General features: G+C 65.8%; 21 protein-coding genes and 1 pseudogene. 14 read left to right on the top strand and 8 right to left on the bottom strand.

What is annotated here, in order from left to right; all coding sequences use genetic code 11:
• The first annotated feature begins 3 nt into the window (after positions 1-3).
• Genes CI15_RS31940 through CI15_RS31925 form a run of 4 tightly spaced genes read left to right on the top strand, consistent with a single transcriptional unit; the run spans position 4 to position 3,845 of the window.
• Complete coding sequence (locus CI15_RS31940; RefSeq protein ID WP_082814351.1) at positions 4-897, top strand: AAA family ATPase; 894 nt, start codon at positions 4-6, stop codon at positions 895-897.
• Positions 891-2,099: a vWA domain-containing protein gene (locus tag CI15_RS31935; protein ID WP_062136771.1), complete on the top strand. Its 1,209-nt coding sequence runs from the start codon at positions 891-893 to the stop codon at positions 2,097-2,099. Before CI15_RS31940 ends, CI15_RS31935 begins: the two co-directional genes overlap by 7 nt.
• 10 nt (positions 2,100-2,109) lie before the next feature.
• Entirely contained in the window at positions 2,110-3,180 is a 1,071-nt protein-coding gene (locus CI15_RS31930) for an XdhC family protein (protein WP_062136769.1), read from the top strand.
• The gene (locus tag CI15_RS31925; RefSeq protein WP_062136767.1) at positions 3,177-3,845 is read left to right on the top strand and encodes a nucleotidyltransferase family protein; all 669 of its coding nucleotides are present in this window, start codon (positions 3,177-3,179) and stop codon (positions 3,843-3,845) included. The genes CI15_RS31930 and CI15_RS31925 overlap by 4 nt, the downstream gene beginning before the upstream one ends.
• Positions 3,846-4,009: 164 nt before the next feature.
• Here CI15_RS31925 and CI15_RS31920 read toward each other — a convergent pair whose 3' ends face one another.
• On the bottom strand, positions 4,010-4,963 hold the full coding sequence (locus CI15_RS31920) for a restriction endonuclease (RefSeq protein ID WP_241496005.1): 954 nt from the start codon (positions 4,961-4,963) through the stop codon (positions 4,010-4,012).
• A 47-nt stretch (positions 4,964-5,010) separates the two neighbouring features.
• Positions 5,011-5,238: a hypothetical protein gene (locus CI15_RS31915; RefSeq protein WP_062136761.1), complete on the bottom strand. Its 228-nt coding sequence runs from the start codon at positions 5,236-5,238 to the stop codon at positions 5,011-5,013.
• 391 nt (positions 5,239-5,629) lie between these two features.
• On the opposite strand from CI15_RS31915, the gene CI15_RS31910 reads away from it, so the two are divergent.
• From CI15_RS31910 to CI15_RS31900, 3 genes and pseudogenes are all read left to right on the top strand, one after another.
• Positions 5,630-6,604: an alpha/beta fold hydrolase gene (locus CI15_RS31910; RefSeq protein WP_075643814.1), complete on the top strand. Its 975-nt coding sequence runs from the start codon at positions 5,630-5,632 to the stop codon at positions 6,602-6,604.
• Positions 6,585-7,115, top strand: a pseudogene (locus CI15_RS31905) (lipid II flippase family protein); the annotation flags it as partial. The gene CI15_RS31910 and the pseudogene CI15_RS31905, both read left to right, overlap by 20 nt.
• 40 nt (positions 7,116-7,155) lie before the next feature.
• Positions 7,156-7,683 (top strand): GNAT family N-acetyltransferase, encoded by a 528-nt coding sequence (locus CI15_RS31900; protein WP_062136751.1) that lies wholly within the window; start codon positions 7,156-7,158, stop codon positions 7,681-7,683.
• Positions 7,684-7,742: 59 nt separating this feature from the next.
• On the opposite strand, the gene CI15_RS31895 is transcribed toward CI15_RS31900, so the two are convergent.
• The gene (locus CI15_RS31895; protein WP_075643812.1) at positions 7,743-8,675 is read right to left on the bottom strand and encodes an AraC family transcriptional regulator; all 933 of its coding nucleotides are present in this window, start codon (positions 8,673-8,675) and stop codon (positions 7,743-7,745) included.
• A 113-nt stretch (positions 8,676-8,788) separates the two neighbouring features.
• On the opposite strand from CI15_RS31895, the gene CI15_RS31890 reads away from it, so the two are divergent.
• Positions 8,789-9,154, top strand: a complete 366-nt coding sequence (locus CI15_RS31890; protein ID WP_062136746.1) for a nuclear transport factor 2 family protein — start codon at positions 8,789-8,791, stop codon at positions 9,152-9,154.
• A gap of 384 nt (positions 9,155-9,538) precedes the next feature.
• Here the strand turns inward: CI15_RS31890 and CI15_RS31885 are convergent, their stop codons facing one another.
• On the bottom strand, positions 9,539-10,819 hold the full coding sequence (locus CI15_RS31885) for a DUF445 domain-containing protein (protein ID WP_062136743.1): 1,281 nt from the start codon (positions 10,817-10,819) through the stop codon (positions 9,539-9,541).
• A 221-nt stretch (positions 10,820-11,040) separates the two neighbouring features.
• On the opposite strand from CI15_RS31885, the gene CI15_RS31880 reads away from it, so the two are divergent.
• Complete coding sequence (locus tag CI15_RS31880; RefSeq protein WP_062136740.1) at positions 11,041-12,246, top strand: metallophosphoesterase family protein; 1,206 nt, start codon at positions 11,041-11,043, stop codon at positions 12,244-12,246.
• Positions 12,243-14,864, top strand: coding sequence for an AAA family ATPase (locus CI15_RS31875; protein WP_062136737.1), 2,622 nt, complete (start codon positions 12,243-12,245; stop codon positions 14,862-14,864). The genes CI15_RS31880 and CI15_RS31875 overlap by 4 nt, the downstream gene beginning before the upstream one ends.
• Here the strand turns inward: CI15_RS31875 and cobJ are convergent.
• The 4 genes from cobJ to cobG are packed head-to-tail and all read right to left on the bottom strand — an operon-like array spanning position 14,827 to position 19,437.
• Positions 14,827-16,638 (bottom strand): precorrin-3B C(17)-methyltransferase, encoded by a 1,812-nt coding sequence (gene cobJ, locus CI15_RS31870; protein ID WP_082814350.1) that lies wholly within the window; start codon positions 16,636-16,638, stop codon positions 14,827-14,829. The two genes, CI15_RS31875 and cobJ, sit on opposite strands and share 38 nt — an antisense overlap.
• The gene (locus CI15_RS31865) at positions 16,635-17,378 is read right to left on the bottom strand and encodes a precorrin-2 C(20)-methyltransferase (RefSeq protein ID WP_062136733.1); all 744 of its coding nucleotides are present in this window, start codon (positions 17,376-17,378) and stop codon (positions 16,635-16,637) included. The genes cobJ and CI15_RS31865 overlap by 4 nt, the downstream gene beginning before the upstream one ends.
• Complete coding sequence (locus tag CI15_RS31860) at positions 17,379-18,005, bottom strand: precorrin-8X methylmutase (protein WP_062136729.1); 627 nt, start codon at positions 18,003-18,005, stop codon at positions 17,379-17,381.
• Entirely contained in the window at positions 17,998-19,437 is a 1,440-nt protein-coding gene (gene cobG / locus CI15_RS31855) for a precorrin-3B synthase (protein ID WP_062136726.1), read from the bottom strand. Before cobG ends, CI15_RS31860 begins: the two co-directional genes overlap by 8 nt.
• A gap of 312 nt (positions 19,438-19,749) precedes the next feature.
• Between cobG and CI15_RS31850 the strand changes: the two genes are divergently transcribed.
• Genes CI15_RS31850 through cobM form a run of 4 tightly spaced genes read left to right on the top strand, consistent with a single transcriptional unit; the run spans position 19,750 to position 23,562 of the window.
• Positions 19,750-20,973, top strand: a complete 1,224-nt coding sequence (locus tag CI15_RS31850) for a bifunctional cobalt-precorrin-7 (C(5))-methyltransferase/cobalt-precorrin-6B (C(15))-methyltransferase (RefSeq protein WP_062138327.1) — start codon at positions 19,750-19,752, stop codon at positions 20,971-20,973.
• The gene (locus tag CI15_RS31845; RefSeq protein ID WP_062136723.1) at positions 20,973-22,076 is read left to right on the top strand and encodes a cobalt-precorrin-5B (C(1))-methyltransferase; all 1,104 of its coding nucleotides are present in this window, start codon (positions 20,973-20,975) and stop codon (positions 22,074-22,076) included. The genes CI15_RS31850 and CI15_RS31845 overlap by 1 nt, the downstream gene beginning before the upstream one ends.
• A complete protein-coding gene (locus CI15_RS31840) occupies positions 22,073-22,789 on the top strand; it encodes a cobalt-precorrin-6A reductase (protein WP_062136720.1) in 717 nt (238 codons plus the stop codon). Before CI15_RS31845 ends, CI15_RS31840 begins: the two co-directional genes overlap by 4 nt.
• A gap of 38 nt (positions 22,790-22,827) precedes the next feature.
• Entirely contained in the window at positions 22,828-23,562 is a 735-nt protein-coding gene (gene cobM, locus CI15_RS31835; protein WP_062136716.1) for a precorrin-4 C(11)-methyltransferase, read from the top strand.
• Positions 23,563-23,572 lie beyond the last annotated feature (10 nt).

The following is a 23,572-nucleotide window of genomic DNA, read 5'->3' as shown; positions in this document are numbered from 1 at the left end:
ATCATGGCCAGCGACCGCATGGAAGACGTCGTCAAGCTGCAGGGCCAGCTTGCGCAGCAAGGCTTCATCTGCGAGCGCAGCTTTGCCGCGACCCTGCTGCTGACGATGGAAATGCGCCGGCCGTTGCTGCTCGAAGGCGAGGCCGGCGTCGGCAAGACCGAGGTCGCCAAGGCGCTCGCGCGGCTGCTGGATACGCGGCTGATTCGCCTGCAATGCTACGAAGGTCTCGACTCGCACGCCGCGCTCTACGAATGGAACTACCAGCACCAGTTGCTTGCGATCAAACTGCTGGAACAGGACGAGCGGCCGATTCCGGACAAGGAACAGGATATTTTCTCCGAGCGCTATCTGCTCAAGCGTCCGCTGCTCGAAGCAATCACGACGACCCCAGCGCCCGTGCTGCTGATCGACGAGATCGACCGCACCGACGAGGCGTTCGAAGCCTACCTGCTCGAGTTGCTGTCCGACTTCCAGATGTCGATACCGGAACTGGGCGTGATCCGTGCCGTCGAGCGGCCGTTCGTCGTGCTGACCTCCAACGGTACGCGTGAGATCTCCGATGCGTTGCGGCGTCGCTGTCTTTATCAGTACGTCGACTATCCGGGCTTCGAAAAGGAGTTGCTGATCGTGCGCAGCCAGGTTCCCGACGTGCCCGAGAAGCTCGCGCGGCAGATCGTCGAATTCGTCCAGTCGGTACGGCAAATGGATTTGCAGAAGAAGCCGGGGCTCGCCGAAACGCTCGACTGGGTGGCCGCATTGCTGCGCCTCGGCGTCAGTTCGATCGATGCGGACGGCGTCGATCGGATCATGGATTCGCTCGCCGCGCTGGTCAAAACCCGTGAGGATCAGGCGGGCCTCGCCCGGCCCGTCGTCGAAAGACTGGTGGCGTCATGCTGACCGGCATCGACTGCGCCGCCGCGCGACGCCGCTCGCCCGCGACCCTCGAGGAGGCGTTGGTAGCCCGCTACACGGGTTTTGCCGGCTGGCTGCGCGCGAATGATTTCCGCGTCACCAGCAGCGACGTGGCTGCGTCGATGGACGTTGCGCTGCGCATGGGTCAACTGGACAGCGAGGTGCTGCGCTGGAGCCTGCGCGCGTTGCTGTGCTCGAATGCGCAGCAGTGGCGGCGCTTCGACGCACTGTTTGACGCTTACTTTTTCGTGCCGAACCGGCGCAGTCTGGTCGAAACGCGGACCGGCGGCGCGGGCCGCATCGACGCGGCAAGGCACGCGGGAGCGCTCGACGATAGCGAAGGCACGCCGCTTTCACTCGCGCAGAGGCACGCGGACAGCGCGGCGCAGCCCAACGGCAAGACGGCCGAGCAGGGTGCCGCGTTGGAAGAGTCGCTGGCGCATGCGGATTTCCGCCAGTTGCATCAGCCCGACGAACTGTTCGCGATCGACGCGGCGATCCGTCGTTTCGTCCAGCGCCTGCAGGGCATCTCGGTACGCCGCGAACGGCGCGCGAACAGCGGACGCACGATCGATATCGCGTGGACGATCCGCCGCAGCGTGTCGCATGGCGGCCTGCCGCTCGATCTCGGCTGGCGCCGCAAGCGGCGGCTGCGGCCGCGCATCGTGCTGCTGCTGGACGTGAGCCGCTCAATGAGCCTGTACAGTTTTTTCTATCTGCGACTCGCCCGCATACTGAGCGCGCGGGTTTCCGACGTGCACTGCTTCATCTTCCACACGCGGCTGGTGGGCATCGGGCAGGCGTTGCGCGACCCCGACCCGTGGCGTTCGCAGGAGCGGCTGCAGTTGCTGTCGGCGGGTTGGGCGGGCGGTACGCGCATCGGCGACAGTGTCGATGAATTCAACCAGCAGCACGCGAGGCGGCTGCTCCATTCGCGCACGGCGGTCGTGATGGTCAGTGATGGCTATGACGCCGGCGAGCCCGAACGCCTGCGGCAAGCGCTCGCCGCGTTGCGGCGCCGTTGCCGCTGTCTCGTATGGCTCAATCCGCTCGCGAGCCGTGCCGACTTTACGCCGGCCAGTGCCGGAATGCAGGCGGCGCTGCCTTATATCGACCTGCTGGCCGGCGCGCGTGATCTGGCGAGCCTCGAGCGGGTGCTGCCCCAAGTGCTGACGGTCTTGCAATGAGCGTTCTACGATGAGCACCGAGACCCTTCTCCAACTCGAACAACGGCTGATCGAACAGGCGCGGCCATTCGCCGTCGTGACCGTGATACGCGCGGCGCCGCCGACTTCGACATGGGTGGGCGCCCAGGCGCTGGTCGAAGACGATGGCGCGCTGCACGGCTGGATCGGCGGCGGCTGCTCGCGCGCGATCGTGATCGAGGCCGCGCAACGGACGATCCGCGCGGGCCGGCCGAAGCGCATACGCATCAGCAACGAGCCCGGCCGGGCGGAAGCCGACGTCGAAGCGCATGCGATGCCGTGTGCGAGCAATGGCGCGCTCGAACTATTCATTCAACCGACGCTGCCCGCGCCGGCGGTGTTGGTGCTGGGCTCGGCGCCCACCGCGCTCGAAGCGTGTGTGCTGGTGCAGCGGGTGGGCTTGCGCGTGTACGCGGCGGCGAATCTGACCGCGCCATTGGCGGCGTTGAGCCTGCCGCGCGTCCTGCAAGGTTTCGACGTGGCCGCGTTCGATGCGCTCAAGCCCTTGTTGATTCTGGTCGCGACGCAGGGCGACGGCGACGAAGAGGCGCTCGAAGCCGCGTTGCGCAGCACGGCCGCCGCGGTCCTGCTGGTCGCGAGCCAGCGCAAAGCGGACCGGCTGCGCGACACCATGCGTTTGCGCGGCATCGCGGCGGAGCGAATGGCGGCGTTGCATGCGCCCGCGGGGCCGCACATTCACGCGCACACGCCGCAAGAGATCGCGTTGGGTGCGGTCGCGGGCCTCGTTGCGTTGCGCGGCGAACTGGAGGAGGCCGCCGCTGCCGGAGCCGATGGATTGGCCGATTCGTTGGCCGATGTCCGTGGCGAAACGGTGCCGCCCTTGTCGCCGTGCGAAGCCGCCGATCCGGCTGGCGCGTCGCCCGCGCGTTACCTGAACCCCGTGTGCGGGATGGCGATCGACATCGCGTCGGCAAAGCATGTGGTCGACTATGGCGGCGAGCGCTTCTATTTCTGCTGTGACGGCTGCAAGCTCGAGTTCGACCGCCTGCCCGCCAGGTATCTGGCGATCGTGCGGGGCCAAGCCCATCTGGAGAAAACGTGAACGACGCAGGGACGCATGACGTGCAGCGCGCGTCGCCGACATTTTCGGCGGTCGTGCTTGCCGCCGGGCTGTCGTCGCGGATGCAGGGCCGGCATAAGCTGCTGCTGCCGGTCGGCGGTCAGCCGGCCGTCCGGCGCACCGTGAGCGCGCTGGCGGCAGCGGGGCCAGTCGAAATCGTGGTCGTCACCGGCTACGGCGGCCGGGCGGTCATGGACGCGCTCGACGGGCTGCCGGTGACGTTCCGCGGCAATCCACGCTACGAGGAAGGGCAGATGAGCTCGGTCGCCGTCGGCGTGGCCTCGCTCAGCGCGCCCTGCGATCTCGTGATGGTGTGTCTGGCCGATCAGGTGCTGCTGGAGACCGCCGACTATCGCGAGTTGATCGACGCGTTCGCCGCGATGCCGCGCGGCTCGATCCTGGTGCCATTCGTCGACGGGCGACGCGGCAACCCGGTGGTGTTTTCCGCAAGCTTTGCGGCCGAAGTCGCGAGCGGTCACGTGAATCCGGGATGCCGCAAGCTGATCGCGGAGCATCCGGACGAGGTCTTCATCCATGCCGCCGCCCATGATCGTTTCGCGCTCGATATGGACACGCCGGAGGACTATGCGCGCGTCCTTGCCCGAGTCGGGGACGTGAACGACGCGCCGCGGATGGATCTGCCATAGGAACGCATTTCAGAAAGACGCTTCTGATGGCTGGATCTGACGCCTGATACTTACGACCGATAAGTGAGTGTTCTTCCGCAGCCGGCCAGGAGGTGTCATTCGTTTGCACCGTCGCGTGAACATTCAAGTGTCCGGCCCACTCAGGAGTCAGTGATTCGCTTGAACTAAATCCGCCCCTGACCTGGAACTTGCGCCGCACGCCCCATAGTGACCTTGCATTTGGGATAGTTGCGACAGCCCCAGAACGATCCGGCCTTTCCCTGTCGTTCTACCATCTTCACGCCGCAGGCCACACAAGTTGGCGTCTGGTAGTCGCCTTCAAACGCCAGCGTAAGCAGCTTTGCTTGTTTGCCGGCTTCCAGGGCACGAATACGGTCGACAATGCCTGCGCCATCCACCAGTAGAATGTCAGCCTGAGAGGCATAGTCCCGAACTGGTCGGCCGATGAATCCTGCTAGTGACCAAAAGACGCCGTGCTTCACCTTTTTCGAATGCATGACCCCGCCAAGAGCCCGCACTGGGTCCACCTTCACAGGGGTCCGCCATGCTTTGCACTGGACGACCGCAATCGGCGCTTCCCGCCCATCCCTGTATAGGGTGGCGTCGATACCGCCATCAGCACCATACGGCACCCTCTTGACGGTGAATCCCATGGCCTCGTAGTACCAGACGCACAGCATCTCAAATCGTTTCCATTCGAGTTGTCTGATAGCGTCGATGGTCCATTCTGTGGGCTTCGCACGCGACGCCGAGCTGGCTTCATCGATTTGGCCTGCTGTATTCGAATTGAGCCTCGTGAAGAGTACGCGCGTGCGGACACCACGGAGAGTAGGCTCCTTGCGCAAGGGCCATACGGCGCCCGGCGCAGAATCGGGCGCCACCTGACGCTTCCGGGCACGCAGATAGGCCAGCAGCCCAAGAAAGGCAAACATCGTTACCGGAGCCCATGCAAAGAGACTCATCGTGACCTCGCCGCGCAGGACGGAATTCGAGGCCATAGCTGCCGGTAGAGCCGCGTTAAAGATGACGTAGCTCGCCAGTGCCAGCAACGCCGAAACCCACCACGGCGCATCCAGCAGTCCGTGATCGACCGACGGCTTCCTTTTCCTGCTGACCACTCTTCGCCCCTTCATAGCACACGCTGCGCGACATCAACATCTACAAGTTAGTGAAGTAGGCTGCCCGCCTTAGAGATCCTGCTGAACATCGCGGCGTTCCTGGCGTCCCAGGTTCCGTCGAAAAGTTCGATGAAGCCTCCTGCGTCGTTCGGCGTCGTGGCGATATCGACCGCTGCGTGCGCGGCGGAAGGACCAGGGCGAGCGAGAGTGACGGTAAGTCCCAGCGGTTCAAATGGTTTCATGGCGAGGCCTTCACATACGAGATCAATAAACATTCCTATTGCCCGAGAAGCTCGCTGAGTTTTGGTAGGTCTTATTGCTGGTCTTTCGGAACGCTTTCAGTATGAGAGCCTGACGAATGGCCGCGTGCGGTGAGTTGTCACAGAGCGAATGCTTAGTCTAGGCGGAGCGTGCCGCGCGGCGGAGTTTCCGGTCCGGAGTTACGGTGCCAGGAGTGACAGGGAACCGTTGTTCTCTCGTACCTGCCGTTAGCGCTGTAAGCGGCTTGAGCGTCGGCAACGGGGCGTTCAGGGCCGACCGCGTCAGGCGCAGATCAGCCACAAGCGGTCAATCGACATCATCGGTCAAATCGTCCACAATGTTTGCTGAAATCGACCACGCCGCGAGAAAAGAAAATTTTAACGCAAGGTTAATTAGAAATAACACATGAGACCAGTCACTCGCCGAAATCAGATTCTCGTCCGTCTGACCAAATTAATGATCTCAGGCGCATTGATCACTTCTGTTTTCAGTCTTGTGCAGGCTGCCGACGAGTCCCAACCTATCGCAACGGATCTCCACGAGACGGTCGTCAAGGTGCCGATGACCGAGCATGGATTCTTTGGTGATCACGAACGTGACATCATCGCGACAACCTATATGCCTGATGGCCCCGGACCGTTTCCTTTGATTGTTTTGAGTCACGGTAGTCCACCTGATCCGCTTGACCGCCCGAAGGTCGGCCGCTATCGCGAGTTGCCGCAGATTCGGACATTTGTCGAACTCGGTTTCGCAGTAATTGTGCCGATCCGCCGAGGCTACGGAGCCACAGGAGGCACAGACGAGGAGGACGCAGGGTCTTGTCGGCATCCTGATTACGCCGCTGCGGGTAAGCAGGCAGCGCAGGATGTGCTCGCCGCTGTCGCTTATGCGCAGACCTTGCCCCAAGTGGATCGGGACCACGTTGTTCTGGTAGGGCAATCAGCCGGCGGATTCGCATCTCTGGCGGCAGCAAGCTATGCACCAAAGGGTCTCGTCGCGGTCGTCAATTTTTCGGGTGGTCGCGGCGGCAACCCATCGAAACATCCGGGCATGCCGTGTGACCCGCAGCAGATGGCGAACACGATCGGTCAATTCGCGTCGACAACCCGAGTGCCCGTACTATGGCACTACGTTCAAAACGATATGTACTTTGCGCCCGAAGTCGTAGCGAGCTGGTTCGCGGCGTTTCAGGCGGCAGGCGGTAAAGGACAAATGATTGTCGAACCGCCCTTCGGAAAGAACGGCCACGGCATGTTTGCCGTCGCCACTTCAATTCCTATTTGGTTGCCACACTTCGAGCAATTCCTCGCTCCGCTGGTGCCGATGAAACAGGTACCCGTGGCTGGAAATGATCAGTTAGCAAGGGCCATTCATAGCTAAGCGCGTAGAACTTGATATCACCCAGCATCTTGAGGGTGGCCTGCTCGATGATTTTCGTCTCTTTCTGGTTACAGCCTCTGCGGCGAGCGTGGTCGGCGCACTGCTGATCCCAACGTTTCAGCGATATTTCAGTCGTGCTGTGGAGCACTTTCAGACCAATCGTTCATTGCCGCGCCTTGTGCTCCACATTTTCAGCCGCGGCGGTATCAACTATCTGCGGGACGGCGCGCGGGTGCCGTCACGGCAAAACATTTCCCAGCTAGCGAGCGGTGCCGGGGTCTCCGGCATGGTGATAGCGCTTAACGCTTTTGCGACTGTCGTGTTAGCAGTGGTCATAGACCCGCAGGTTTCCGTCATGACGGACGACGTTATCGAAGGCCGGATCTCCGAGAATAGCTTTCGGCGAGCTATTACCACGCTTGCTGGGGCGCGTGTTCTCGGGACCCTGTGTGCGCAAATAATGCTCGTACCGGCCGCGCTGATTATCGTACGCGTCGCCGAGCTGATTTAGAACTGGGGGATAGCATCGCGAACTAATGGAGCCACAAGCGATGATCTCAACAAGCATTCGCCGCGCAACAGCAGAAGACGTCCAGCTTATTACGCAGATCCGAAACGACGCGCATGCGAACAAGGTGGCCCATGGCGATTATGCATGGGGCAAGGACGGAGACGGCTTTTCCGAAAGATGGGTGCTGAACAGTCTTTCGCGAAGAGCGGTGTACGTTGTCGAACACGACTGCATGCCGGTGGGGACGTTTTCTCTGGATTTGGATGATGAAGCTTTTTGGGGACCTCAAGAACCAATCGCCGGCTATGTGCATGGACTTTCCGTGAGAAAGGGCTTCAACGGCCGTGGACTTGGCAGTTTCATGATCGATTGGTGCGCCAACCAGGTCAGCATTCTGAACCGACGTTTTGTCCGGCTCGGCTGCGACGCGAGAAACACCAAGCTCTGTGCTTACTATGAGTCGCTTGGCTTCGTCCGGGTAGGAGTGAAGCCAATGCCTGAGCTTGGCGAGTATGTCGATTCACTGTTTGAAAAATCTGTGAATCCGATACGTGACTCGGGATGCTAGATAGCGCCGGCGGTTTCGGCGCTGAACGGCCGCTTTGAAGCAAACTACGGCGCAACCGATCAAAGCTCGTGCCCGCCGGTTGCCATGTAGCCTTGCCGTTCACGGCGGTATTGAATCGGCGAGACGCCACGTGCCGACTTGAATGCGCGGCTGAAAGAGAATTCCGACCCATAGCCAACGCGCGACGCGATTTCACCAAGGCGTAGCTCGGTTTCCTCCAGCAACTGTGCAGCAATGCCCATGCGCCAACGCGTCAGATACTGATGAGGTGGTTCGCCCACCAGGGCGCAGAAATTGCGGGCGAAAGCAGCACGCGACAACGTGGCTTCTTTGGCAAGTTCCTCCAGTGTCCAGGCACGTTCGGGTGATTCGTGTATCCGCGCAAGGACCCTCGTCATTTGCGGCGACCGCAAGGCCGAAAACCAATCATTATCTGCAGGGGAAGCAGCATCCGCCCATTCGCGCATCAAGTAGACGAACAGGGAAGAGAGCAGATTCCGCACGACGATATGGTTGCCAAAGTTCGGTGTCTCAACTTCATTACGTAGCATGCGCAGCGTATCGCTCAGTGGGGAATAGCCGGGTTCCATCCCGGCGCGGAGCAACACGGCCTGCGGAAGCGCCCGCAATGCGGGGAGCGCCAAATGCTGATCCAGGTTGAACTGGCCGCAAATGAGCGTGGTGGCTTTGGGATCAGGGTCAACGACACCATCGTGCCTGGCCAGAAAGGTATCGAGCGGAATGGCCTTGCCTCGCTTCGAATGCACGACTTCATGCGCACTGCCACGCGGGAATAGGACCAATTCACCTGCGCGTAATTCCATCGCTTCGGCGCCAGATTGACGAACGAATGCATGACCTTCCGCCGCGAAATGGAATACCACGGCATCGCGAGATTTCACCGCGAATCCCCACGGGCCAGCCACGCGCGTCCGTACCAGCACCAGGCCATCAGCGCGAACCGCTTTCAACCACCCGTTCAATGCTTCCATGACTTCATCATAGCAGAATGAGACGAATCGACATGCATTCTGGATGGATTGATATTGATCGTCTTCATCAGAGCGACTTCAATGGAAGAGAGGCAACCTCCAGAGGCGAGACCATGAACAGAGAACAGATTCAAGCCGCAATCAATACCATCTACGCGCGCGTTTTCAACAAGGGCGAGTCCGAGTTGCTACCGGGCCTGGTCGCTGGACCATATATTCAGCACAACCCGATGTTTCCGGATGGCACCGATTTCATCTCCAGCTATATCAAGCAGGTCGGCAAGGTGTCATGCGAGGTCAAGCGCACTGCGATCGACGGTGACCTCGCTTTCATTCACGTGCGCTATCTGGACTGGGGCGGCAAGGAAACTGCGGGCGTTGACATCTTCCGTTTCGATGCTGACGGAAAGATCGTCGAGCACTGGGATGTTTTGCAGCCGGTGCCGGAAACGGCCAACAACACGAATACGATGTTCTGAGCGCTCGGCGGAAGATGGGATCGAATGAAACAGAGTGCCCCCTTCACGACAACATCGGATGCCAGGACCTGATGTGACTGAACCGCCAGGCATCGAGAGTGTGGAATTCATCGAAATCGATGGCTTGAAGATCCGCTTCCGACGCAACTGGGGCAGGACCGGAATTCCTTGGTGCTTACGAGTCCTTGGCCGGAACGTTGGTGGCGGCCGACACGTTGACCGACGCTTGAGCGGTCGCTGTATATTCGAAACACGCCGCACGGGTCGCAACATAGCGATCGGCAGCAAAGGGTCGATTACCCCCTTCGCCCCGAGAATACCCGCTCGCTCCCCGATGTGACGATGACCGTCGAGTCGCGTCTCGACTAATACAACTCAAGCACGCTACCCCACCTTCACCCGCACCATCTCCATCAACAGCGAACTCACATACAGCAACAAGCCGATAAATCCGCCGACGATCGTCCCATTGATCCGGATGTACTGCAGATCCTTGCCGATATTCAACTCGACCTGCCGCGACATCTCGTGTGCGTCCCAGTTCTTCACGGTATCGCTGATATGGCGCGTGAGGAACTGTGCGAAGTCCGGCGCCATCGCGCGAGCCGCTTCCTCGAGGTGATCGTTCAGCGATTGCCGCAGCGCCGGATCGCGCGCGAGTTCGCGGCCGACCCACTGGCCCATCGCGGCGACACGCGCATGCAGCGCCGAGTCGGCGCTCGTCAGGTCGCGCTTGATCCACGCGCGCAGGTCGCCCCACATGTCCTTCACGTAAGCGCTGAACGCCTCGCCTTCGACCAGATAGCGCTTGAGCGCTTCGCCTTGCTGCAGGAAAGCCGGATCGGTCTTCAGCCGCACGATCAGCTTCTGCACCGCCGCGTCGAACTTGTCGCGCAACTCGTGCGTGGGGTTCTGCGCGACCTGTTCGAGCATACGGTTCGCCGCGCTCGCGATCGCTTCGGCGCCCTTGTCGCCGAGCCAGGCTGACGGCAAGAACTTCTCCATCGTCGGATACTCGCCCTTCACCCATTCGACGATGCGCGCGGCGATGAACTCGCGCGCTGGCGCCTCGCGCAGCACCGCGATCACCTGATCGATCGCGGTGTCGAGCAGTTCCTGATGACGGCCGTCGCGCGTCAGCGTGTCGAGTATCGCGCCGAGCGATTGCGACAGATCGACCTTCGCGAGCACGTCGCGCAATGCGTCCCTGATGAAGTTCTGGATGCGCGCGTCGTCGGCCACGTCGAGGATGCCGCCGGTGAGCCGCACGACGTAGTCACCGAGGCGCGCGGTGTTGGCCGGCTCGCTCAGCCATACGGTGACGGTCTGCGCCGGATCGTGCCGGCGGATCAGACCGACCAGCGACGGCACGTCGAGAAACTTGTCCTGCACGAAGTGCGCGAGGTTGTCGGCGATCTTGTGCTTGTTGCGCGGGATGATCGCGGTGTGTCCGGACACGAGCGGAATCGGCACCCGGCGAAACAGCGCGGCGACCGCGAACCAGTCGGCGAGTGCGCCGACCATCGCGGCCTCGGCGACGGCCTTGATGCCGTCGACCCACAGGCCGCGCGGCAGGAACGCGGTGACGACGAAAACACAGGCGGCCGCGAGTAGCAGCAATAGAGGCGTACGCTTGGCCTTCTTCAGTTCGGTGGTTTTGTCCATCGGCGCGGTTGATCCTGTCGGGCGGCGGCTCAAGGGTGGCAGGGGCCAGTCGGTTCGGTTGCAATGATGCGGTACGTCCCGCGCGCGCGTCCAGCCTAGCTACGCGCGAGCGCGATACGCGCCGACGCTTCGGCAAGGTAACATCCCCGGTTGGGCTCGTCGTCGAACCCCACGCAATCGACACGACGCAATACGCGCAACGCAATCGCAATGGAGGCACAGTGATCAGGTTTCTGCACACCGCGGACTGGCAGATCGGCACGCAATTCGGCCAGTTCGAGCCGGACGAGGCCGCGCATCTCGCGCAGGCACGCTTCGACACGGTGCGCCGCATTGCCGACGAAGCGGCCGCGCGCAACGTCGACGCGGTGCTCGTCGCGGGCGACGTGTTCGATCTGCAGACGGTGTCGGACACCGTGATCCGGCGTTTGTTCGCCGCGCTGCAAGGGTTCTCCGGGGCGTGGATCATGCTGCCGGGCAATCACGACGCGGCACTCGTCGAAAGCGTGTGGACCCGCGCGCAGCGGCTCAATTGCGTCCCGCCGAACGTGCGCGCCGTGCTGGAACCCGGCGTCGTGCTGCTCGAGGCGTGCCGCTGCGCGCTGCTGTGCGCGCCGCTCACGCAGCGCATCACCTACGACGACACCACCGCGTTCTTCGATTCCACCGATACGCCGCCCGGCTATCACCGTGTGGGGCTGGCGCATGGCAGCGTCGGCGGCATTCTGCAGGAGGGCATCGATTCGTCGAATCCGATCGCGCCGACGCGTGCCGCGAGCGCGCGGCTCGACTATCTGGCGCTCGGCGACTGGCACGGTCATCTGCGCGTCGATGAACGCACGTGGTACGCGGGCACGCACGAGCAGGACCGTTTTCGCGCGAACGAACCGGGCTTCGCGCTCGACGTGAGCGTCGGCGAGCCGGGCGCGGTGCCCCAGGTCGAGGCTGTGCGGGTCGGGCAATACCGGTGGCAGCGCTGGGACGAGACGATCTCGGTGCCGACCGACGTCGACGCGTTGAAAACCCGCCTCGCCGCGCTCGGTGCGAACGACGTGCTGCGCATCGAGGTCGGCGGCACGGCGGCGCTCGCCGACGCCGAAGCGCTCCATATCGCGGTCGAAGAGGCCCGCGCCCGCGTGCGCGCGTTGCGTGCCGATCTCGCCAGCCTGCACGTGCTGCCCACCGCCGACGATCTCGCCGAACTCGGCGCGCAAAGCGGTTATCTAGCTAAGGTGGTCGCGCGGCTGCGCGCCTTGCAGGAGGACACGCAAGCCGATCCGCAAGAGGCGCGGCGCGCGGCCGAGGCCTTGCTGCTGCTGGCGCGTTTTCAGCGCGAGCAGCAGCAACGCGATTCACATGCCACACCACCCGAGCAGGCGCGCGAACGGCAACAACCTGAACTGCCGCGCGAAGGAGCCCGCGCATGAAGCTGCAACGTATCGCGATTCAGGAATTCAGGCAGTTCGGCAAGCAGATCGTGATCGACGATCTGCAGCCGGGGCTGAACCTGTTCATCGGCCCGAACGAGGCCGGCAAGAGCACGATCGCCGAAGCGGTGCGCACGGTGTTTCTCGAACGCTACAAGGCTTCGCATCTGAAGGACCTGCTGCCGTGGGGGCTCGCGAGCGGGCAGCCGTCGGTCGAGGTCAGCTTCGAGCTCGATGGGCTCGCGTGCCGCCTGTCGAAGCAGTTCGTCTCGCGCCAGCGCTGCGAGCTGAGGATCGGCCAGGCCGTCTATAGCGAAGACGAAGCCGAAGACAAGCTCGCCGCGCTGCTTGGTTTTTCGCGCGCGGCGCGCGGTCCGATGAAGGCCGAGAATGCCGGCGTGCCGGGTCTGCTATGGGTGCAGCAGGGCGGCACGCAGGAGATGCGCGACTCGACCGGGCATGCGGCGCAGTATCTGCGCGACGCGCTCACGCAACTGTCGGGCGGTCGCGAAGCGGGCGGCGAAGATGCGCTGATCGCGGCCGTGCAGCGCGAGTTGCGGCAACTGCTGACCGCGCGCACGCAGAAGTCGACCGGTCCGCTCGCCGAGGCCGAGCAGAAGCTCGCCGCGCTGAGCGCGAGCCGCGATGAGCTTCAACAACAGCGTCAGCAGTTCGACGACAACATCGCGCGTCTCGCCACGCAACAGCAGGCCTTCGACGACGCCGAGCGCAGGCGTCCCTGGGAGCTTCACGAGCAGAAGGCCGCGCTCGCGCAGCAACGCGCCGCGGAGCTCGAAGGGCTCGAGCGCGGTCTGCGCGAACTCGCGCAGTCGCTGGAGATCGGCGAGGCGCAACTCGCGTTGTCGGTGCAGCAGGAGCAGGGCGCGCTCGAACTGGAGGCGGCCATCGCGCGCGAACGCGAACAGCTCGACGCGGCGCGCACCGAGGTTGCGGCCGCGCAGACCGCGCACGCGCAAGCCGAAAGCCGTGTGGCGCAATTGGAGCAGGCTTCGGCCGAGGCGAACCGTGCGCTCGAACTCGCGAACGCGGCGGTGACCGCCGCCGATCTGCGCAGCCAGGTCGAGTTCTATCGGAGCGAGAGCCAACGGCTCGAAGCGTCGATCGGCGAGGCGGACAAGGCGAACGCCGCGGTGCTGCAGGCCGCGCGCGACGCGGCGGCGCTCGAACTCGACGAAAAGCAGTTCAAGCGCCTCGTCGCGCTCGACGGCGAACTGGCCGTGCTGCGCGCGCGCACCGAAGCGGCGATGACGCGCATCGAGTACCGCTTGAACGGCGCGATAAGCGTCGGCGATCGGGCGATCAGCGGCACGGGCGTGCTGCGCGTCGACGAAGAAAAACGCATCGGCCTGGGCGATCTGGGCGAATTGCGTGTGATTCCAGGCGTGTCCGATCTGTCGGCGCAGCTCTCGGAGCTGGCCTCGCTCGAAGCGCAGCACGCGCAGTTGCTGCGGACGCTTGGCGTCGCGTCGGTGGGTGATGCGCAGGCACGTCACGAGCAATGGAAAACGCTGGTCGCGCAACAGAAGAGCCAGGCGCGGATTCTCGAAGTGCATGCGCCGCAAGGCATCGATGCGTTGCGCTCGGCGCTGGCATCGACGGCGGCGCGTTTGCAGGCGTCGAGCGAGCGCCTCGCGGGTTTGCCCGACGTCTCCGCCGCGGCGCCACTCGACGACGCGCGCCGCAACGCCGACATCGCGCGCGACGCGTTGGAGGCCGCGCGCAAGGTGCTCGCGCAGGCGGCTGGGGCGCAATCCACCGGTGTCGCGAAGGCCGAATCGCTCGCCGCGCAACTGCAGCGCAAGCAAGCGCAACTGGACGACGCCGCGTTTCGCCGCGACCGCGCGCAGTGGCAGGCGCACATCGTCGAGCAGCGCGTGAAAGTCGACGCGTTGAAGAACCAGCGCGGCGAGCGCGAGCGCGCGCTCGACGCGGCGCGTCTCGACGATCCGGCAGCGGAGGCGAAGCGCTATCGCGCCTCGGCGGAACTCGCGCGCAACGAACAGCGCGAGCGGCAACTGCGGATCGCGGAGTTGCGCAGCCAGCTCGAAACGATGGGCGCATCAGGCCTCGGGGAACGGCTGGCCGCGCTCGACGCGCAATTCGAGCAGGCGACGCGCCGCAAGGACGAACTGAGCCTGCGCGCGAGCGCGCTGAGTCTGCTCGACGAAGTGCTGGTCGACGAACGCGACGCCGCGCTCGCACAACTGCGCGCGCCGCTGACCGAGCGGCTCGGTCACTACCTGAAGCGGATTTTTCCGCAGTCGAGCCTCGCGCTCGGCGACGATCTGATTCCGGCCATGCTCGATCGCGACGGCCGTGGCGAACTGCTCGACGCGCTCAGCTTCGGCACGCGCGAACAACTCGGCATCCTGACACGGCTCGCGTACGCGGACCTGTTGCAGTCCTCAGGCCGCCCGACCTTGCTGATGCTCGACGATGCCGCGGTCCATACCGATGCCACACGCCGCGACGCGTTGAAGCGCGCGTTGATCGACGCGGCGACGCGGCATCAGATCCTCGTGTTCACGTGTCATCCGGAGTTGTGGGACGACCTCGGCGTCAGGCAGCGGGCGGTGGAGGATCTGAAGGTGGGGTGAGCAGGGCTTCGTACCAGCGCGGCGTGTACACCCACTGCGCGCCGTGATCGCCGCAAGCGAAGCTTCGCGTCAGCGACGACCCGACGATCACCATCGTGCGCATATCCACGTCGGCCGAGCGCAGCTCGCCGAGCGTCAGCGTGCGCAGCGTGCCGCCGGGCCGGCCGATATCGCGCCCCAGCACCACCTGGGTCGATGGCGCGCGATATTCCCGCACGATATCGAGCGCCTTGTCGAGTTGCCACGGACGGGCGCGCGAAATCGGGTTGTAGAACGCCATCACGAGGTCGGCTTGCGCCGCGTGGCGCAGGCGGGTCTCGATGATCGTCCACGGCTTCAGGTTGTCCGATAGCGACAGCATGCAGAAGTCGTGGCCAAGCGGCGCACCGGCCTGCGCGGCGGTCGCGAGCGCGGCCGACACGCCCGGCACGATCGACAGTTCGACGGCGGCCCATGCATCGTTTTGTGAGGCTTCGAGCGCTTCGAGCACGGCGGCCGCCATCGCGAACACGCCGGGGTCGCCCGACGAAACCATCACGACCGAACGGCCTGCGCTGGCGAGTTCGAACGCGTGCCGCGCGCGCTGCATTTCCTCGCGATTGTCGGTGCCGTGCACGCGTTGATCGGGGCGCAACGGGCCGGCCATTTTGACGTAGGTGTCGTAGCCGAGGATGTCGGTCGCTTCGTTCAACGCGGTGCGCGCGGCCGGGACCATCAGATCGGGACGTCCGGGGCCCAGGCCGATTACGCTCAGACGGCCGCGCGCACGGCCGATCGTCGCGGGATCGATGGCGAGCGGGGCGAGGGCTAGCGCGACGTGGAGGTTGGCGGCGTCGTGAGCGAGCTCGGGTAGCGTTTCGTGCGGGACGCGTAGCGCGGTGTGCAGCAGCGTCTCGGCGTTCGGCTCGCCCGCTTCGGCGCCGGCATCGGCAAAGCGCAGCGGCACGTCGAGAAGCGTTGCCGCTCGCGCGAGCGCCGGGTCGGTCATGCTGGCCGATGGCACGAGCAGGGCCGCGAGCGAAAGCGCCGCGAAACCGTGCGCGCTCAGTGCCGCGCGCACGCTTGCGACGATTGCGTGGGCCGCATCGGTGTCGGCTTTCGCATACGCACCATCGCTGACCACCACCGCCGCCACCACACAGCGCGGATGAATCACGAGCTCGTCTTCGCGCCCATCCCACGCGTGCGGCGTCACGCGAATCGCGAGACGCGCCGACGCCGAGCGCGGCAGCTGTGCATCGTCGAGCCACGGCGCGTCGCCTTCGATGCGCGTGCTTTCGCCCGCGAGCAGATCCGATACGAAACGCTTGCCCTGACCGAGGTCGGCGAGCGCATAGCCGTCGGGCGGATTGAGCACGCAGGTGCCGAAGCGCAGTTCGCCGCTCGTCGTGATCGCGGGCTGCACGGCCAGCGCGGCGGCGATGTCGCGCGCCATCACGTTGACGCCCGCGAGGCCGCCGAGCAGCGGCACGACCGCGCTGCCATCCTCGGCGACCGCGAGCACGGGCGGCTCGGCGCCTTTGTTCGACAGCAGCGGCGCGAGGCAGCGGATCACGATGCCGGCCGCGCACAACGCGACGATCGGCGTGCCGCGCGCATACAGCTCGCGCAGATGCGCGCCGAGCTCGGTGTACGAAACATCGGCTGCGACACGGCCTTGCAACGCATGCACCTGGCAATCGCTAGCGACGCCGCCTTCGGCATAAAGCGCCTGAATCCGTCGCGCGGTCGCGAGCGCACCGGCGCCGAGAATCACGATGGCGGGCGCGGTCATCCTTGCCATTTTTGCCCCGGCACGACCAGCAGCGAAAAATACGGCGAGGCCATCGGATCGACTTCGGCGAGCGGCACGATGCGCTGATTGCGCATCGTCGCGCGTTCGACGTACAGCGCGCGCTCTCCGAGTCCGAGTTCGTCGAGCACCCGCCGCACTTTGTCGAAGTTGCGGCCGAGCTTCATGATGACCGCGGCGTCCGCATCGGCGAGGCGGCGGCGCAGCTCGTCCTCGGGCAGCACGCCCGACAGCACCGACAAGCTCTGGTTGCGATACACGAGCGGCGCGCCGAGCACGGCCGCACCGCCGAGCATCGAGCACACGCCGGGCACCACTTCACTGTCGTAGCGCGCCGCGAGCCGGTCGTGCAGATACATGTACGAGCCGTAGAAGAACGGATCGCCTTCGCAGATCACCGCGACGTCACGCCCTGCGTCGAGATGGCCCGCGACGATTTCGGCGGCGGTGTCGTAGAAGTCCGCGATGATCGCTTCGTACGACAGCGGCGGTTCGAGCGCTTCGGTCGTGACCGGATAGACGAGCGGCAGATGCTGCTGCGCATCGTGCAGATGCGCCTCGATGATGCCGAACGCGTTGCCTTTCTTGCCCTTCGCGACGAAGTACGCGACCACCGGCGCCGCTTTCAGCAAACGCAGCGCTTTCAACGTGATCAGTTCCGGGTCGCCCGGACCGACGCCGATACCGTACAGCCGTCCGCGACTTGTCATCTGGCTCGTCATTTATTCGACCTCCGTCGCGAGCGCGTTGACCGCGGCGGCGGCCATCGCGCTGCCGCCGCGGCGTCCGTGCACGACGACGTAGGGCACGCCGCGGCTGTCTTCGGCGAGCGCCGCTTTCGATTCCGCCGCGCCGACGAAGCCGACCGGAAAGCCGAGAATCAGCGCGGGCTTCGGCGCGCCGGCGTCGAGCAGATCGAGCAGATGAAACAGCGCGGTCGGCGCATTGCCGATCACGACGACGCTGCCCGCCAGGCGCGGACGCCACAATTCGAGCGCGGCGGCCGAGCGCGTGTTGCCGAGCTCGCGCGCGAGCGCGGGCACCTCGGGATGCGTGAGCGTGCAGATCACTTCGTTGTTCGCGGGTAGCCGCGCGCGCGTGATGCCTTGCGCGACCATGCCCGCGTCGCACAGGATCGGCGCGCCTTGCGCGAGCGCCCCGCGGCCCGCGCGGCCGGCACCGGCGGAAAACGCGAGGTCGTCGATCACGTCGACCATGCCGCACGCGTGAATCACGCGCACCGCGAGTTTTTCGAGGTCGGCGGGGATGCGCGCGAGGTCGGCCTCGGCGCGGATCGTCGCGAACGATTGGCGATAGATCTCCTGACCGTCGCGAATGTAATCAAGCATGTGGGGTACTCCGGGCGAGGCGCGCGAGCAGCGCGGCGGACTCGTCGATCGTCAGTTGGGGCGCGACGCATTGGCCGAAGCCGGGGTGGCCGTCGCGTCGATAAAGGTCGTAGCGGCCGGGCGCGACGGCGAGCAGCGTGTAGGGCGCGCAATGCGCGGCCGCGCACGAGCGCGCGCAGCCGGTCAGATGCACGTCGACGCCGGCGGGCAAGCGCTCGGCAAGCCGTAGCGCGTCGCTCTTGGTGTCGGCGAGGCCCTTCGCGCAGCCGATCGAGCCGGCGCACGCGATCACGTGGGTGATGGCCTCTGCGGGATCGCAGGCGAGGCCGAGTGCGCTCAGTTGTGCGAGCACGGCGGGCACCGCTTGCGTCGCGACGTCAGGCAGCAGCACGCTTTGCCACGGCGTGGCGTGCAGCAGGCCGTTGCCGTGGCTTTGCGCGAGCGCGGCGAGGCCCCGCAGCATGGTTGCGTCGAGACGGCCGAGCGGCGGCTGGCCGCCGACGTGCCACATGCCTTCGCTGCGCTGCGCGTGCGCGCCGAGGCGCAGCGACGCGTCGGCGGGGAGCTGGCGTTCCCAGTGGCGCAGCGACGCGTCGCGCGCGAGCGGGAAGTCGAGGTAGCGTTGCGCGTGCTGCAGCAGCGCATCGGCGGCGTGGGTGGCGAGCAGGTCGCGCATGCGGGTCGCGTCGGCGGCGGCGAGGTCGAGGAACGTGTGCAGCAGCGCGCGTACGAGCGCGGGCACCTGCGACGGCGGCACGGCTGCGAGCGCGCCCGTGCCGTGGGTATCGCAATCCTCGCCGGCGTTCGGGTTTTCGCTTGCCGGTTCCGGGCAACCCGCGAGGCCGAACACGAAGCGCACGCCTGCTTCACCAGGCGACGCCGCGAGCCACACATCGTGCGGATGATCGACTCGTGCGAGCCGTTCGCCGCCATCGAGCAGCAGCGCGAATTTCGGCGACAACGCCGCGAAGCGCGCGTCGCTTTGCAGCAGCGTGAGCAACTCCGCGCACAGCGGCGTCGTGTCGATCAGCGCGTGCGGATCGCGGCCGGCGGCGGGGCTGATCATCACGTTGCGAACGTCGTCGGCGGAACTGAGCCCGGAGGCCGGTCCCAGCCCCGCGCGCAGCAACGCCGCGCTCAATGCCGCTTCGTGTCCGCTGCGCACGCCGCGCAGTTGCAGGTTCGCGCGATTGGTCAACTCGGCGACGCCGTTGGCATGGAGGGTGCTCGCATCGGCGATCGCGTGGGCCTGCGTCGCGCTCAGCACGCCGCCTGGCAGTTTGATGCGGCAGATGCCGCCATCGCGCGCGGGGATGATGCGCAGCAGCCCCGGACATGCCGAGGACCGCGGTGTCGTGGCCGCGTGGGATGGAACGGTGGGAGGCGAAGCTCGATTCAAGAGGACACCGGGTTTGGCGTCGCGCGACGGCATGGCTGCGGCCTCGCTGCATGCTGCCCGATTGGGGGCCGGCGTGAACCATGCGGCCGCAAAAGCGCTTCGGGCTAACCGTGAACAATGAAAGCGGCCATTATATCTTTACGTTGTGGCCCCAGTGCCGCTTTGTGGGCCATCGCGGGCTGCCGCTGGGCGAGCGCAAGGCGCCGCGTTGCGAGCCCGCGGGCCGCATCGCGGCGGTATCATGCGGACTTTCGCAACCCGCCGTGCGAGCTTGCCACGCGCCGCATGCATGAAGCGGCGCGGCGCAATCGCTGGAAAATCGACGCAACTGATGAGGATGGATGCATGCCGGCATGGCTGACCGTAGTGGGCATTGGCGACGACGGCTTCGCCGGTTTGGGGCGGCCCGCGCGGCGTGCTTTGCTGGGCGCCGCGGTCGTGTATGGCGGCGAGCGCCATCTGGCGATGTTGCCCGCGCGACTCGTCGCGCGCCGTGCCGCGTGGCCGCGTCCGTTCGACCTCGCGCCGTTGCTGGCCGAGCGTCCGCAGCCGGTGTGCGTGCTCGCGAGTGGCGACCCGATGCTGTTCGGCGTCGGCGCGACCCTCGCGCGGCAGTTGCCGGCCGGCGAATTGCGCGTGCTGCCCGCGCCGTCGTCGTTGTCGCTCGCGGCCGCGCGGCTCGGCTGGCCGTTGCAGGATGTCGCGACCGTGTCGCTGGTGGGCCGGCCGCTCGCGGCGCTGAATGCGCATCTGCATGACGGCGCGCGCCTCTTCGTGCTGAGCGCGGACGGCCGCACGCCCGCGGCGTTGGCCGCGGCGCTCGCTGCGCGCGGTTTCGGCGCGACCCGCATGACCGTGCTGGAACATCTCGGCGGAGAACGGGAGCGACGTGTCGATGGCCGTGCGGATCAATGGCCGGCCGGCGAGATGGCCGCGCTCAATCTGATCGCGCTCGACTGCCGCGCGGCGGCGCACGCGCCGCGTCTGCCGCTGAGTTGCGGTTTGCCCGACGACGCCTTCGTCCACGACGGCCAGCTCACCAAGCGCGACGTCCGCGCGATCACGCTCGCGCGCCTCGCGCCCGCGCCCGGCGAATTGTTGTGGGACGTCGGCGCGGGCAGCGGTTCGATCGGCATCGAGTGGATGCGCGCGCATCCCACGTGTCGCGCGATCGCGATCGAAGCGCACGAAACACGGCAACGCTTCATCGAACAGAATCGCGATGCGTTGGGCGTGCCCGGCCTGCAACTCGTGGCTGGCCGCGCGCCGGATGCGTTGCGGGAGTTGCCGGCGCCGCATGCGGTGTTCATCGGCGGCGGGGTCACGGAGCCGGGCGTGCTCGACACCTGCTGGGCGCAATTGCGCGACGGCGGCCGGCTCGTCGCGAACGCGGTCACGCTGCAAGGCGAGGCGATGCTCGCCGCCTGGCGCGAGCGGCATGGCGGCACGCTGACGCGCATCGCGCTCGCGCACGCGCAACCGCTCGGTGGCTTCGACACGTGGCGCCAGGCGTTGCCGATCACCTTGCTCGAAGTCAGCAAACCCGCGAAAACGTCGACTGATACCTGATGCGCGACGAAACTCCCGAACAACCCGCGCCGCTGCGCAGCGGCTATACGACCGGCAGTTGCGCGACCGCGACGTCGCTGGCGGCCGCGCGTCTGCTGCTGACGGGCGAGCCAGGCGAGATCGCGGAAATCGTGTTGCCGAAGGGCCAGCATGTGCCGATGCGGCTCGAGTTCTGCCGCCTCGCCATCGCGGCGGACGGCGAGCGGATCGCCGAAGCCGGCACGATCAAAGATGCCGGCGACGATCCCGACGTGACGCACGGCGCGCTCGTGTTCGCGCGCGTGCGCCTCGTGTCCGAGCCCGGCGTGACGTTTCGCGCGGGGCCGGGCGTCGGCACGGTCACGCGAGCGGGGCTCACGCTGCCGGTCGGCGAGCCCGCAATCAATCCGGTGCCGCGCCAGATGATGACGCAGCACCTCGTCGTACTCGCCGCGCGCCATGCGTATCGTGGCGGCTTCGAAGTGACGATCGGCGTCGAAGGCGGCGAAGCGCTCGCGCTGAAAACGATGAACCCACGGCTCGGCATTCTCGGTGGCCTGTCGATACTGGGCACCACCGGCATCGTGCGGCCGTTTTCCTGCTCGGCGTATATCGCGTCGATCCATCAGGGCATCGATGTCGCGCGCGCCAACGGCTATACGCATCTGGCGGCCTGCACCGGCAATGCGAGCGAGGACGCGATGCGCGCGCACTACGGCCTGCCCGATATCGCGCTGATCGAAATGGGCGATTTCGTGGGCGCGGTGCTCAAGCACATGAAGCGCGCGCCGGTCGAGCGTCTGAGCATTTGCGGCGGCTTCGGCAAGCTCAGCAAGCTCGCAGCCGGCCATCTCGATCTGCATAGCCGCAACTCGAGCATCGACCTCGAACGGCTCGCCGCGTGGGGCGCCGCGCATGGCGCCGACGCTGCGCTGCAAGCGGCGATGCGCGCGGCCAACACGAGCCAGCAGGCGCTCGGGCTCGCCCAGGCGCAGCAGGTGCCGCTCGGCGATATCGTCTGCGAACACGCGTTGGCCGTGGCACGCGAGATCGTGCCGCCGGAGGTCACGGTCGAGATATTCGCGATCGACCGGCAAGGCAACTTCGTCGGAGCCGCGCGATGACGCGCGTGCTGCTGCTCGGCGGCACCGGCGACGCGCTGAAGCTCGCCCGTCAACTCGGTCCCGCGCACGTGTACAGTCTCGCGGGACTCGGCAAGGTGCCCGACGACCTGAACTGCGCGGTGCGCGTCGGCGGTTTCGGCGGCAGCGCGGGACTGGCGCGTTACGTGGCGAGCGAAGGGATCGACCTCGTGATCGACGCGACGCATCCGTACGCGGCGCAAATCAGCGCGAATGCCGTGCAGGCGTGCCGCGCGGCGAACGTGCCGTGCTGGGCGCTGCGTCGTCCCGCGTGGCAGCCGCAAGCCGGCGACGACTGGCGCATGGTCGGCGACTGGCACGAACTGATCGGCACGCTCGCGCCGTTCAGGCGGCCGCTTTTCACGCTCGGACGCGAACCGCTCGCGCATCTCGACGAGATTCCGCCGCATCAATTCTGGACCGTGCGCGTGCTCGATTCGCATCCTGACACTGCGCGCTCGCGCATCCTCGCGGCGCGCGGGCCGTTCACGCTCGACGGCGAACGCGCGCTGTTCGCGCTGCTCGCGTTCGATGTCGTCGTCAGCAAGAACAGCGGCGGCGGCGCGACCGAGGCGAAACTCGAGGTCGCGCGCGAACGCGGCTTGCCGGTGATCATGCTGCGCCGGCCACTTCTGCCCGATGTCGATCGCGAGTTCGCCACCGTTGCCGAATTGCTCGAGGCTTTGCAGGCATGAGCCGGAAATGGGGCACTGAATAACTACTGGAGTACTGAATGACGGTGTTTTTTATCGGCGCCGGTCCAGGCGACCCGGAGCTGATCACGGTGAAAGGGCAGCGCCTCGTGCGCAGTTGTCCGGTGATCCTGTACGCGGGGTCGCTGGTGCCAGCCGCGGTGCTCGAAGGGCACGGCGCCGAACAGGTGATCAACACCGCGGAGCTCGATCTCGACCAGATCGTTGCGCTGCTCGCCGCGGCGCACGCGAAGGGCCAGCACGTCGCGCGCGTGCATTCCGGCGATCCGTCGCTGTACGGTGCGATCGGCGAGCAGATCCGGCGGCTGCGCGAGCTGGGCATTCCGTATGAAATCGTGCCCGGGGTCACCGCGACGGCCGCCTGCGCGGCGACGCTCGGTTGCGAGCTGACGCTGCCCGACGTGTCGCAGACGCTGATTCTCACGCGCTATGCCAGCAAAACGTCGATGCCCGAAGGCGAGCAGTTGGGCGATCTCGCGCGGCATCGCGCAACACTGGCGATCCACCTCGGCGTGCGGCATCTCGCCCGCATCGTCGATGAATTGCGGCCGCATTATGGCGGCGCCTGTCCGATCGCGGTGATCTATCGCGCGAGCTGGCCCGACGAGGAGAAGATCACCGGCACGCTCGACGATATCGTCGCGAAAGTGCAGGGCAGCGCGATCGAGCGCACGGCGCTGATTCTGGTCGGGCAGGTGCTGGCCGCCGAAGGTTTCGCCGATTCGACGCTGTATGGGAAGGGCGAGCGCGGGTAAGCACAGCGGT

The sequence above is a fragment of the Paraburkholderia monticola genome (assembly GCF_001580545.1).
GTDB lineage: Bacteria > Pseudomonadota > Gammaproteobacteria > Burkholderiales > Burkholderiaceae > Paraburkholderia > Paraburkholderia monticola.
This window is presented reverse-complemented; position numbering and strand designations above follow the sequence as displayed.